Consider the following 12544-nt stretch of genomic DNA (forward strand, 5'->3'; position numbering starts at 1 on the left):
AGCACCGTCCCAGGACGGTGCAGCCCTCCGGCAGCCCAGAAGAACAGGCACAAAAAAAGGCCCGGCTTTCGCCGGGCCTTCCTGTTACTGCCTTGCGTCCGCGAGACCGGTTCCCCAACCGTCCCCGCGACGCATGGCCTGATCAGCTCTGCGGATTGAAGCCGATCGTGCGGCGCGTGGTCACCGGCGAATCAACCGGCTGGAAGCGCCACTTGCGTACTGCATTGACCGCTTCGCGATCGAAGATGCGCGCCGGGTTGGAGCGCACCACGCGGGCGGCGGTAACCGAACCATCGGTGCCGACGGTGAACTCGACCTGCACCTCACCCGAGGTGCCGGCACGCAGTGCCTCCGGCGGGTAGCGCGGCGGCGGCATCGACAGCGGGCGCAGGTCGCTGGCATCGGCACTGGCCGGTGCGGCAGCGGTCTGGCGGGCGATCGCGGCACGCTGCTCGGCTGCACGCTCGTCGGCTGCAGCCTTGTCGGCGGCGGCCTTGTCGGCAGCGAGCTTGTCCGCGGCAGCCTTGTCGGCGGCGGCCTTGTTCTGCGACGCCAGGAGCTTGGCAGCTTCTTCCTGCTGCTTCTTCTGGTCCTCCACACGCTTGACCTCGAGCTCGGCCTTGCGCTTGGTCTCTTCCTCGGCGGTCAGCTGCTGCTGGGCGGCACGCTTGCCGGCAGCTTCCTGCTGGGCGGTGATGCTGGTCTTGAGGCGGGCCAGTGCCGGGTGCTGCGCGTCGGCTTTCTCGAGCAGGGCCGACAGGCGCTGCGCTTCGGTGAAGTCTTCGCGGTTGACGCTCTGTTCGATGGCGATGACCGTCATCGGCAGCAGGTCGGTCAGCGCGCTCGACACGGCGGCGTCGCCGGGTGCCTTGTCACGCAGGGCCAGGTAGTACTCGACCGCGTTGTCCTCGGCCGGAGCGTACAGGCGGTTCTCGGCGTAGGCCTTGCGGGCCGCCTCGCGCAACTGGTCGGCCGTCATGGCCGTTACCTTTGCCGACACCGCGGTGTCGGCCGTCACCGCGGGTGCGGCGGCGGTGGTTGCAGGTGCAGCCGCGCTCTCCGGCGCTGGCTCTTCTTTCTGGCAGGCAGCCAGCGCGCAGGCGATGGCCAGCACGGCGGACAACTGCTTTACGGCGGACAGCCGGCTGGAACGCCGGGCTTGCGGATTTACGACGGTCATATTGGCAAAGCTCCCCTGAAGTGCGCCGTCACGAGCACACGGCTCTTAATCGCGTGAGCGGGCCGTGTTTGTCAAGCGGTGGCGGCAGCAGCCTACCATCTGCCCGGCCTGTTACTGAATTCCACTGACCGATGCAGCCGACCGGTGTAGCCCGTTCAGCCTGGCCGGCCGCCGGCCGTGCGCGGTCACTTGCCGATGCAGAAGCTCGAGAAGATATGGCCGAGCAGGTCATCGGCGCGGACTCGCCCGGTGATTTCACCGAGCTGGTCATGGCCAAGCCGCAGTGCCTCCGCGGCAAGGTCCAGCGCTTCGTGGTCGAGGTGGATGCGGGCATCGGCGAGTTCCGTGCGCGCCTGGACCAGGGCGTCGACGTGGCGGGCACGGGCGGTGAAGGCGCCTTCGCCGGCAGCGTCGTCGTTACCCTGGGCAAGCTGCCGCAGGCGGGCGTGCAGGGCCTCCACGCCGAGGCCGGTCCGCGCCGATACCGGGAGGGTGTCCGGGTCGGTCGCGGCGACTTGCGTGTCCAGCAGGTCGGCCTTGTTGTGCAACCACAATCGCTTGGGCACGTCCGCGATCGCATCGACGACGGCAAGGCGGCCGGCGTCGGGGTCGCGTGCATCGAGCACGACGATGGCGAGGTCGGCGCGGCCGAGTTCTCCGCGCGCGCGGCGCATGCCTTCGCGCTCGATGACGTCGCCACCCTCGCGCAGGCCGGCGGTATCGACCAGGGTCAGTTCCACGCCGTCGATGCGGATGGTCTCGTGCAGCAGGTCGCGCGTGGTCCCGGCGATGTCGGTGACGATGGCGCGGTCGCTGCCGGCCAGCACGTTGAGCAGCGAGCTCTTGCCGGCATTGGGTGGGCCGACGATCACCGCGTGCAGGCCGTCGCGCAGGCGGCGGCCGCGCTCGGCGGCGGCGAGCAGTGCGTCGAGGTCGTTGGCGGTGGTGGCCAGGCGCGCGCGCAACTGCGCACCGCCGAGGGTATCGATCGGCTCGTCGGCAAAATCGATCGCCGCCTCGACGTGCACGCGTATCGCCAGCAGTTCGTCGGCCAGCGCGTCGACCCGTCGCGAGAACTCGCCGTCGAGTGCGCGCCGGGCGGCGCGGGCGGCACGGACATCGGCGGCGGCGATCAGGTCGGCGACCGCTTCGGCCTGGGCCAGGTCGAGCCGCCCTTCCAGGAAGGCGCGCTCGCTGAACTCTCCCGGCCGAGCCCGACGCGCGCCCAACGCGACGCAGCGCGCCACCAGTTCGTGCAGCACGGCCGGGCTGCCATGGGCCTGCAGTTCGACCACATCCTCGCCGGTGTAGCTGGCAGGCGCGGCGAAGTAGAGGGCGATGCCGTCGTCGATGACAGCTCCGTCCCCGGCAGTCAAGCGGACGTAGTGCGCCTGGCGCGGCGTGAGTGTCCGCGCGCACAGGGTTTCGGCGATGGCGCGGGCACGCGGACCGGACAACCGCACGATGCCGACGCCGCCCGCGCCCGGGGCGGTGGCGATCGCGGCGATGGTGTCGCGGGCGGGGCTGGTCATGGCGATATGGTCGCAGACAACGGCCTTCCACAAACACAAAGCCCGCCTTGCGGCGGGCCTTGTGAGTGTCATTGCCGCAAGGCTCAGGCCTTGGCCGGCTCCTCGCTGTAGCGCTTGACCATCCACCACTGCTGCAGCAGGCCGAGCGCGCCGTTGGTCACCCAGTACAGCACCAGGCCAGCCGGGAAGAAGGCGAACATCACGCCGAACACCAGCGGCATGAACTGCATCATCTTCGCCTGCATCGGGTCCATGCCCGCAGTCGGGTTGAGCTTCTGCGTGAACCACATCACCGCAACGTTGATCAGCGGCAGCACGAAGTAGGGATCGCGCGAGGTCAGGTCGGTGATCCAGCCGATCCACGGTGCGTGGCGCAGCTCGACCGACTCCGACAGCATCCAGTACAGCGCCAGGAACACCGGCATCTGCAGCAGGATCGGCAGGCAGCCGCCGACCGGATTGATCTTCTCCTTCTTGTACAGCTCCATCATCGCCATCTGCAGCTTCTGCTTGTCGTCGCCGTAGCGCTCCTTGAGCTGCGCCATGCGCGGCTGGAACTTGCGCATCTTGGCCATCGACTTGTACTGCGCCGCGGACAGCGGAAACATCGCCAGCTTGATCAGCAGGACGAGGCCGACGATCGACCAGCCCCAGTTGCCGACCAGGCGGTAGATCTGCTCCAGCACCCAGAACAGCCAGCTGGCGATCGTGGCCATGATGCTGAAGCTGCTGAAGTCGACCGCGCGGTCCAGGCCGGGGACGTTCTGCGCTTCGATCGCCTTGACCAGCTTCGGGCCGACCCACAGGCGTGCTTCGGTGCTGGCCGTCGCGCCCGGGGCGACGTTCACGCCCGGACCGACCTCGCGCACCACGTACTGGGTGCCGCCGGCGCCCTGGGTGGTTGCCAGCGAGAACGTGCTCTTGTCGTTGGCGCCCGGGATCCAGGCCGAGAAGAAGTGGTGCTGCAGCATGCCGACCCAGCCGCCGGTGACTTCCTTCTGCAGCGGACCGTCATCGACGAAGTCGTCGTACTTGCGCTTCTCGTACTTGTCGGCGCTGGAGTACCACGCCGCGCCCTGGAAGCTGTACTGCTCGGCGCTCATCGGGCCCTTCTTCACCAGTGCGCGCGGAACGCGGCTGAGCTGGCGATAGACGAAGCCCTGCCACGGCGCGCTGCCGGCGTTGACGACTTCGTCGCGCACCTTCACCACGTAGTCGCCGCGGCTGAAGGTATAGGTGCGCCGGATGGTCACGCCATCGGCGCCGGTCCAGACGAAGGGAACGTCGACGCTCGGGGCGCCATCGGCCAGCGTGTAGTCGGTCTTGCCGCCTTCGGGCACGAAGCCGGCCTGGTGGGTAGGCGCATTCTGGCCATTGGCCGCGCCGCTCTGCACCCAGCCGCTCTGGGCGACGAAGTAGTTCTGCGGGTCCTGTGCGAACACGCGCACCGGCGCGCTGTCGCGGTCGGCGGTGCTCGGATACTTGAGCAGGTCGGCCTGGCGCAGCTCACCGCCATCGAGGACGACCTTGAGCACATCGGTGGTGACGGTCGCGGTCGGCGCAGCGGCTGCGCTCGTGGCGGCCGGCGACACGGCGGCGGCCATGCCCGGTGCGCTGGGCACGGCGCCCGGTGCGGCCGGGGTAGCCGGCGCGCCCGGGACGGCGCCGCTGGCGGCGGCGGTCACGGTCGATGCCGAGGCCTGCACGGGTTCGGCCGGTGCGGCCTTCTCCTTGCCCCACTCCATCCACAGCAGGGTCGCCACCATCAGCCAGGCGAAGATCAGAAAAACACGGGTCTGGTTCATGGGCGACAGGCGGGCTCAGCCTTGACCGGAGTCAGGCATTGGGGCGGAAGGGGAAGCGGCCGGCATTGTGCCGGTCGCAGAAGTCGGGGGCAATGAAGGCGCGGGTGCCGCGGCGGACAGGGCGCCGCAGCGCTGCAACAGACCACGCAGGGCCGCGGCGAGTTCCGGACCGGTACTGCGTGCAGCGGCCGGACGAGCGACCACGACATAGTCGCCCGCGGCGAGTTCGCCACGGATCTGACGGAAGGTAGTGCGCAGGACGCGCTTGATGCGGTTGCGACCGACCGCGTGGGGATCGACCTTGCGCGAAACGGCAAGGCCCAGGCGCGGCGCGTTCTCGCTGGCCTGCCAATGCAAAGCCAGCACGGGCAGCGCAACGCGCCGGCCATGCTGGAAGATGCGATCGAAGTCGGAACGCGCTCGTACCCGCGCCGTGCGCGGGAAGCGGGCCGATATCATCTAGGGACTACCGGCGCAGGCCGGTCGGCTGCCGCACGAGGCGGCAGCGGCGACGCTTAGGCGCAGAGACGCTTGCGGCCCTTGGCGCGACGACGGGCCAGGATCTTGCGGCCGTCGGCAGTCGCCATGCGGGCACGGAAGCCGTGGTCGCGCTTGCGCTTGAGGTTGCTGGGCTGATAGGTGCGCTTGGTGGCCATGATCCGGCTCTGCGAAAACGTCAAATAGGACCGGCGATTCTAGCGGGTCCGGGAACGCCAGGTCAACCCACGTGAACCCTCGGTCAGTAGCCGCCTTCCGCAAACGCCCGGGAACATGGCGCCAGCCCCCGGAGCCAGGGGCGATTCGCGCGAAAGCGCGAATGGGGTGTGGACAACACGCAGTAGGCCCGAAGTTTGCAGCGCAAACGTTGGGAGGTAGCCCGGCTGCGCCAGGTTACCCCTGTGGACTACCTGTTAATTTGCCTGTGGACAAGTCCTGTTCCGCGCCGATTCCCGGTGATAGTCTGGCCTCCACCCCCCGCCCCGTTCGCCGCGATGTACGCATCGCGTGGCGGGCCGCTTTTCGTCCGAGGCCTCAGGCCCGCAGACCGCAACTGAAGAAGACGCCCTACCTGATGGATGCCTGGCCCCGCTGCCTCGAACGCCTTGAAGCCGAATTGCCGGCCGAAGATGTCCACACCTGGCTCAAGCCGCTCCAGGCTGCCCAGCGTGACGATGTCACCGTGCTTTACGCGCCCAACGCCTTCGTCGTCGAGCACGTGCGCGAACGCTACCTGGCCCGCATCCGCGAGTTGCTGACCTACTTCGCCGGCAGCGGCGAAGTCAGCCTGGAAATCGGCTCGCTGCCGCGCGCGGCCATGCCGATGCCGCAGGTCGAACCGACCCCGATGGCCCGTGCTGTGCCGTCGGAGCCGTTCAACGGCCACCTCGACAATCACTACACCTTCGACAACTTCGTCGAAGGCCGCAGCAACCAGCTCGGTCGTGCCGCCGCCTGGCAGGCCTCGCTCAAGCCCGGCGACCGCGCCCACAACCCGCTGCTGCTGTACGGCGGCACCGGCCTGGGCAAGACCCACCTGATGTTCGCCGCCGGCAATGCCATGCGCAGCGCCAACCCGAACATGCGCGTGCTGTACCTGCGCAGCGAGCAGTTCTTCAGCGCGATGATGAAGTCGCTGCAGGACAAGACCATGGATGCGTTCAAGCGCCAGTTCCAGCAGGTCGATGCGCTGCTGATCGACGACATCCAGTTCTTCGCCGGCAAGGACCGCACCCAGGAAGAGTTCTTCCACACCTTCAACCAGCTCTTCGACGGCAAGCAGCAGATCATCCTGACCTGCGACCGCTACCCGCGCGAAGTCGAAGGCCTGGAGCCGCGCCTGAAGTCGCGCCTGGCCTGGGGCCTGAGCGTGGCGATCGAGCCGCCGGACTTCGAGACGCGCGCGCAGATCGTGCTGTCGAAGGCGCGCGAGCGCGGCGCCAACATTCCCGAGGAAGTCGCCTTCCTGCTCGCCAAGAAGATGCGCAGCAACGTGCGCGACCTCGAGGGCGCCCTCAACACCCTGACCGCGCGCGCCAACTTCACCGGCCGCGCGATCACCGTCGAGTTCGCCCAGGAGACGCTGCGCGACCTGTTGCGTGCCCAGCAGCAGGCGATCGGCATCCCCAACATCCAGAAGACCGTCGGCGATTACTACGGCCTGCAGATGAAGGACCTGCTGTCCAAGCGCCGCACGCGCTCACTGGCACGTCCGCGGCAGATGGCGATGGCCCTGGCCAAGGAATTGACCGAGCACAGCCTGCCGGAGATCGGCGACGCCTTCGCCGGTCGCGACCACACCACCGTGCTGCATGCCTGCCGGCAGATCCGCACGCTGATGGAAACCGACGGCAAGCTGCGCGAAGACTGGGACAAGCTGATCCGCAAGCTCAGTGAGTAAGTCCGCCAATCGGCCGCAGCGCAAAGCTGCGCCGGTCGGGACATACTTATCCTCAAGCCCTGCGGGTAAGCCGTGTATGTTGCGGGCACAAGTTGTGGACAATTCACACCCTTCACCGGTGCGTTAGAGTTGTCCACAGTTTGTCCGGGACTTACAGGGGTAGTTCTACCGAAGTTTCGAAGGCAACAAAATCCTTATAAATCAAATGTTTGGTGCTGTTTTCCCGGATTTTCGGCGACTCCACCACCACCATGCTTTTGATTTATTCCACATCTTTAGTAATGGCACGGGGACGGGGTCCGCATGCGTTTCAGCCTTCAACGCGAAGTCTTTCTCAAGCCGCTCGCTCAGGTCGTCAACGTTGTCGAGCGCCGCCAGACCCTTCCGGTTCTGGCCAACCTTCTGGTCCAGGTGAAGGACGGACAGCTGTCGCTGACCGGTACCGACCTGGAAGTGGAGATGGTGTCTCGGGTTCTGGTCGATGACGCCCAGGACGGCGAAACCACGATCCCGGCGCGAAAGCTGTTCGAGATCGTTCGCGCCCTGCCCGACGGCAGCAAGGTCACCATTTCGCAGTCGGCGGAAAAGATCACGGTGCAGGCCGGCCGTTCGCGCTTCACCCTTGCGAGCCTGCCGGCGAACGACTTCCCGTCGATCGACGAAGTCGAAGCCACCGAGCGCGTGCGCGTGCCGGAAGCAGCGTTGAAGGAGCTGATCGAACGCACTGCCTTTGCGATGGCGCAGCAGGACGTTCGCTACTACCTCAATGGCCTGCTGTTCGACCTGCGCGAATCCAGCCTGCGCTGCGTGGCCACCGACGGTCACCGCCTGGCGCTGTGCGAAGCACCGCTGGAAAACGGCGCCCAGACCAAGCGCCAGATCATCGTGCCGCGCAAGGGCGTGCAGGAACTGCAGCGACTGCTCGAAGGCGGCGAACGCGAGCTCGAGCTGGAAATGGGTCGTGGCCACCTGCGCGTGAAGCGCGACGACGTGACCTTTACCAGCAAGCTGATCGACGGCCGCTTCCCGGACTACGAAGCAGTGATTCCGATCGGTGCCGACCGCGAGATCCGCATCGACCGCGAAGTGCTGCGCGCCTCGCTGCAGCGTGCCGCGATCCTGTCGAACGAGAAGTACCGTGGCGTCCGCCTGGAGGTTTCGCCGGGCCAGCTGAAGATCAGCGCGCACAACCCGGAACAGGAAGAAGCGCAGGAAGAAGTCGAAGCCGACACCAAGGTCGACGACCTGGCCGTGGGCTTCAACGTGAACTACCTGCTCGATGCGCTCTCGGCCCTGAAGGACGAGCACGTCGTGATCGCCCTGCGTGACGCCAACTCGTCCGCACTGGTGCGCGAAGCGGCGAACGACCGTTGCCGCCACGTGGTGATGCCGCTGCGCCTCTGACCAGCGTTCTCGCAGCGACTCCAGAAAGCCCGGCCCAGCGCCGGGCTTTTTCGTAGCCCGGGTAACGCCAAAGGCCGCACCCGGGGGGAGAGTCAGATTGCCCCTACCCAAGGTCCCCGGGATACGCCAGATTTTCGCCGATTAGGCGCGTGTTCCACGTGGAACATGGCAACCTGGTCGCTACAGCCCCCGATGCGCTTCCCCGGGTGCGCTGCGCTTACCCGGGCTACGGCCGGTAAACTAGGGGGAATGCACGTCACCCGCCTTGAACTGCGCCATTTGCGCCGGTTCATCGAGCTCCGCCTCGATCCTTCTCCAGGCCTCAACCTGATCACCGGCGACAACGGCGCCGGCAAGACCAGCGTGCTCGAAGCCCTGCACCTGATGGCCTACGGCCGCAGTTTCCGCGGACGCGTGCGCGACGGGCTGATTCGCGATGGCGACCCCGCGCTGGAGGTATTCGTCGAATGGCAGGAGAGGCTGGCAACCAGCCTGGACCCGCCAATCGGCACCCCGCCCCCCGAGCGCACCCGTAAAGCCGGGATGAGACACAGCGGCCAGGATTGGACCGGCCGCCTGGACGGCAGTAACGTCTCCCAGTTGGGCGACCTGTGCGCCGCCCTGGCCGTCGTCAGCTTCGAGCCCGGCAGCCACGCCCTGATCACCGGAGGCGGCGAGTCCCGCCGACGCTACCTCGACTGGGGTTTGTTCCACGTGGAACAGGATTTCCTCCCGCTGTGGCGCCGCTATGCCCGGGCACTCAAGCAACGCAACGCCCTGCTCAAGGCCCGCGCACGCGACGGACAGCTGGACGCCTGGGATCACGAGCTGGCTGAGGCCGGCGAACCCCTGAGCAGACGTCGCGAGCAATACCTGGAACAACTACAGCCTCGCTTCGCCGCCCTGCTGTCGGAACTGGCCCCCGCGCTGGGCCCGAGCCGGCTCGATTACGTACCCGGCTGGCGCAGGGACGAGCTCCCCCTGGCTGATGCGCTGCTACTGGCCCGCGACCGCGATCTCGTGGCCGGTTACAGCTCCGTCGGCCCCCATCGGGCGGATTGGCGCATCGTTTTCGGCGCGATTCCCGGCCGCGAAGCACTTTCGCGTGGCCAGGCCAAGCTGACGGCCCTATCGGCGCTCCTGGCGCAGGCCGAGCACCACGCTGCAGTGCGAGGGGAATGGCCCGTGGTCGCCCTGGACGACCTGGCCTCCGAACTGGACCGGCAACACCAGGGTCGGGTGCTGGCGCGGCTACAGGCCAGTGGGGCGCAGGTTTTCATCACCGGCACTGAAGCGCCCACTGGATTGCATGCAGAGGCGCAGGTTCGGCGGTTCCACGTGGAACATGGCGTAATCAGCGGTTGACGCGTGATTGGGCTGAGTCAGCGTCCTGCACTAACCCCAAGCAACGTCCTTGGATCCCCGCCTGAAGCCAGCAGCCCGCAGCCCGAAGAAGGCCGAAGACCCTAAGGCCCGAGAACCGAGGCCCTAAGCCCCAAGCCCCAAGCCCAATCGAGACAAGCCACCAGCCCGCGCCATTACCCCCGCGCAAGCTCCCAGTCAACCAGCAAGAAGGGTCCGCTGCTATACTCTCGCGTTGAATAGCTAATGTGTCTTGACGCCTCCGGCCCCGCCGGGTAACGCGTCGACGGAGCCTGTTGCCGCATGACCCATATCGAGCACGACCCCTCGCAAGACCCGACCGTCACCGCCGCACCCTCCCAGACCTACGATTCCAGCAAGATCACCGTCCTGCGTGGTCTGGAAGCCGTGCGCAAGCGTCCGGGCATGTACATCGGCGACGTGCACGACGGCACGGGCCTGCACCACATGGTGTTCGAAGTGGTCGACAACTCGATCGACGAAGCCCTCGCCGGCCACGCGAACGAAGTCACCGTGACCCTGCACAACGACGGCTCCTGCTCGGTCTCCGACAACGGCCGCGGCATTCCCGTCGACATCCACAAGGAAGAAGGCGTCTCCGCAGCCGAGGTGATCCTCACCGTGCTGCACGCCGGCGGCAAGTTCGACGACAACAGCTACAAGGTTTCCGGCGGCCTGCACGGCGTCGGCGTGTCGGTGGTCAACGCCCTGTCCGAGCACCTGTGGCTCGACATCTGGCGCGACGGACACCACTACCAGCAGGAATACACGCTGGGCGAGCCGACCTACCCGCTCAAGCAGCTCGAAGAGTCGCCCAAGCGCGGAACCACCCTGCGCTTCCTGCCGGCGAAAGAAATCTTCACCGACATCGAATTCCACTACGACATCCTGGCGCGCCGCCTGCGCGAACTGTCGTTCCTCAATTCCGGCGTCAAGATCACCCTCATCGACGAGCGCGGCGAAGGCAAGCGCGACGTCTTCGAATACGCCGGTGGCATCGCCTCCTTCGTCGAGCACCTCGCGCAGCTGAAGAACCCGCTGCACCCGAACGTGATCTCGGTGTCGGGCGAAATGAACGGCATCACGGTGGACGTCGCCCTGCAGTGGACCGACTCCTACCAGGAAACGATGTTCTGCTTCACCAACAACATCCCGCAGAAGGATGGCGGCACCCACCTCATCGGCTTCCGCGCCGCGCTCACGCGCACGCTGACCAACTACATCGAACAGAACGGCATCGCCAAGCAGGCCAAGGTCGCCCTGACCGGCGACGACATGCGCGAAGGCATGATCGCCGTGCTGTCGGTGAAGGTGCCCGACCCGAGCTTCTCCTCGCAGACCAAGGAAAAGCTGGTCAGTTCCGAGGTAAGGCCGGTCGTTGAGAGCGCGTTCGGTGCACGTTTGCAGGAGTTTCTCCAGGAACACCCGCACGAAGCCCGTGCCATCACCGGCAAGATCGTCGACGCCGCCCGTGCCCGCGAGGCCGCACGCAAGGCCCGCGACCTGACCCGCCGCAAGGGCGCGCTCGATATCGCCGGCCTGCCCGGCAAGCTCGCCGACTGCCAGGAAAAGGATCCGGCGCTCAGCGAACTGTTCATCGTCGAGGGTGACTCGGCAGGTGGCTCGGCCAAGCAGGGCCGCAACCGCAAGACCCAGGCGATCCTCCCGCTCAAGGGCAAGATCCTCAACGTCGAGCGTGCCCGCTTCGACCGAATGCTCGGTTCGGCCGAAGTCGGCACGCTGATCACTGCGCTCGGCACCGGTATCGGCAAGGACGAGTACAACCCGGACAAGCTGCGCTACCACCGCATCATCCTGATGACCGACGCCGACGTCGACGGCAGCCACATCCGCACGCTGCTGCTCACGTTCTTCTACCGGCAGATGCCGGAGCTGATCGAGCGCGGCCACATCTACATCGGCCTGCCGCCGCTGTACAAGATCAAGCAGGGCAAGAACGAGCTCTACCTCAAGGACGATGCCGCGCTCGACGCCTACCTGGCCAACAACGCCGTCGAAGGCGCATCGCTGCGCCCGGCCGTCGGCGAACCGGCGATCGAAGGTGCCGCGCTCGAGAAGCTGCTGCTCGCCTATGCCGGCGCGCGCGAAGCGATCCAGCGCAACGCGCACCGTTACGACCCGAGCGTGGTCGAAGCGCTGATCGATTCGATCCCGCTCGACACGGCCCATATCGGCGACCACGACGCACTGCGCGTCGAATTCGACCGCGTCGAATCGCGCCTCAACCTCGGCGGGCTCGGCAAGCCGCGCTACAAGCTGGAGTTCCACGAAGGCGGCGGCGAGCGCCAGTCGGCGCTGCTGGTCAAGCGCCTGCACATGGGCGAGGAAATGACCCAGGTGCTGCCGCTGGCTGCATTCGAAGGCGGCGAGCTGCGTGCGGTGCGTGAAGCCGCCTCGCAGCTGCACGGCCTGATCCGCGACGGCGCGCAGATCGTGCGCGGCAGCCGCGCGCAGCCGATCACGAGCTTTGCCCAGGTCCAGGCCTGGCTGCTCGAGGAGGCCAAGAAGGGTCGCCAGATCCAGCGCTTCAAGGGCCTGGGTGAAATGAATCCCGAGCAGCTGTGGGAAACCACGGTCAACCCGGAGACCCGGCGCCTGCTGCAGGTCCGGATCGAGGACGCCGTGGCCGCCGACCAGATTTTCAGCACCCTGATGGGCGACGTGGTCGAACCGCGCCGCATCTTCATCGAGGACAATGCGCTGAAGGTCGCCAACCTCGACGTCTGATTGGACATCCGATCGCCGCACGCCCCGCCGTGCGCGATCCCCGGGCCCCTCCTGCGAGGGTCCCGGGCCCCGAACCGACCGTCTCACCGCATTG

At 67.0% G+C, this 12544-nt stretch carries 9 protein-coding genes; 4 read left to right on the forward strand and 5 right to left on the reverse strand.

Features of this window, described 5'->3' with window-relative positions; genetic code table 11:
• Positions 1-142: 142 nt before the first annotated feature.
• The 5 genes from MNR01_RS10730 to rpmH all read right to left on the reverse strand — a co-directional run bounded on the left by MNR01_RS10730 (position 143) and on the right by rpmH (position 5173).
• Complete coding sequence (locus MNR01_RS10730; RefSeq protein WP_241917800.1) at positions 143-1180, reverse strand: energy transducer TonB; 1038 nt, start codon at positions 1178-1180, stop codon at positions 143-145.
• Between the two features lie 185 nt (positions 1181-1365).
• Positions 1366-2712: a tRNA uridine-5-carboxymethylaminomethyl(34) synthesis GTPase MnmE gene (gene mnmE / locus MNR01_RS10735; protein WP_241917801.1), complete on the reverse strand. Its 1347-nt coding sequence runs from the start codon at positions 2710-2712 to the stop codon at positions 1366-1368.
• Between the two features lie 83 nt (positions 2713-2795).
• The gene (gene yidC, locus MNR01_RS10740) at positions 2796-4517 is read right to left on the reverse strand and encodes a membrane protein insertase YidC (RefSeq protein ID WP_241917802.1); all 1722 of its coding nucleotides are present in this window, start codon (positions 4515-4517) and stop codon (positions 2796-2798) included.
• 15 nt (positions 4518-4532) lie between these two features.
• Entirely contained in the window at positions 4533-4976 is a 444-nt protein-coding gene (gene rnpA / locus MNR01_RS10745; protein WP_241917803.1) for a ribonuclease P protein component, read from the reverse strand.
• A 56-nt stretch (positions 4977-5032) separates the two neighbouring features.
• Positions 5033-5173, reverse strand: a complete 141-nt coding sequence (gene rpmH, locus MNR01_RS10750) for a 50S ribosomal protein L34 (RefSeq protein WP_031374044.1) — start codon at positions 5171-5173, stop codon at positions 5033-5035.
• A gap of 416 nt (positions 5174-5589) precedes the next feature.
• On the opposite strand from rpmH, the gene dnaA reads away from it, so the two are divergent.
• From dnaA to gyrB, 4 genes are all read left to right on the forward strand, one after another.
• Positions 5590-6915, forward strand: a complete 1326-nt coding sequence (gene dnaA, locus MNR01_RS10755) for a chromosomal replication initiator protein DnaA (RefSeq protein WP_241917804.1) — start codon at positions 5590-5592, stop codon at positions 6913-6915.
• 303 nt (positions 6916-7218) lie between these two features.
• Entirely contained in the window at positions 7219-8319 is a 1101-nt protein-coding gene (dnaN, locus tag MNR01_RS10760) for a DNA polymerase III subunit beta (RefSeq protein ID WP_241917805.1), read from the forward strand.
• Between the two features lie 249 nt (positions 8320-8568).
• On the forward strand, positions 8569-9684 hold the full coding sequence (gene recF / locus MNR01_RS10765; RefSeq protein WP_241917806.1) for a DNA replication/repair protein RecF: 1116 nt from the start codon (positions 8569-8571) through the stop codon (positions 9682-9684).
• A 300-nt stretch (positions 9685-9984) separates the two neighbouring features.
• Entirely contained in the window at positions 9985-12450 is a 2466-nt protein-coding gene (gene gyrB / locus MNR01_RS10770; protein WP_241917807.1) for a DNA topoisomerase (ATP-hydrolyzing) subunit B, read from the forward strand.
• Positions 12451-12544: the final 94 nt, after the last annotated feature.

Origin of the sequence: Lysobacter sp. S4-A87, from assembly GCF_022637455.1 — a bacterium.
In the GTDB taxonomy this organism is placed as follows: domain Bacteria; phylum Pseudomonadota; class Gammaproteobacteria; order Xanthomonadales; family Xanthomonadaceae; genus Lysobacter_J.

Excerpts from the sequence above, each read along its gene's own strand:
- MNR01_RS10730 (WP_241917800.1), bottom strand. The coding sequence starts at position 1,180 with ATGACCGTCGTAAATCCGCAAGCCCGGCGTTCCAGCCGGCTGTCCGCC.
- mnmE (WP_241917801.1), bottom strand. The coding sequence starts at position 2,712 with ATGACCAGCCCCGCCCGCGACACCATCGCCGCGATCGCCACCGCCCCG.
- yidC (WP_241917802.1), bottom strand. The coding sequence starts at position 4,517 with ATGAACCAGACCCGTGTTTTTCTGATCTTCGCCTGGCTGATGGTGGCG.
- rnpA (WP_241917803.1), bottom strand. The coding sequence starts at position 4,976 with ATGATATCGGCCCGCTTCCCGCGCACGGCGCGGGTACGAGCGCGTTCC.
- rpmH (WP_031374044.1), bottom strand. The coding sequence starts at position 5,173 with ATGGCCACCAAGCGCACCTATCAGCCCAGCAACCTCAAGCGCAAGCGC.
- dnaA (WP_241917804.1), top strand. The coding sequence starts at position 5,590 with ATGGATGCCTGGCCCCGCTGCCTCGAACGCCTTGAAGCCGAATTGCCG.
- dnaN (WP_241917805.1), top strand. The coding sequence starts at position 7,219 with ATGCGTTTCAGCCTTCAACGCGAAGTCTTTCTCAAGCCGCTCGCTCAG.
- recF (WP_241917806.1), top strand. The coding sequence starts at position 8,569 with ATGCACGTCACCCGCCTTGAACTGCGCCATTTGCGCCGGTTCATCGAG.
- gyrB (WP_241917807.1), top strand. The coding sequence starts at position 9,985 with ATGACCCATATCGAGCACGACCCCTCGCAAGACCCGACCGTCACCGCC.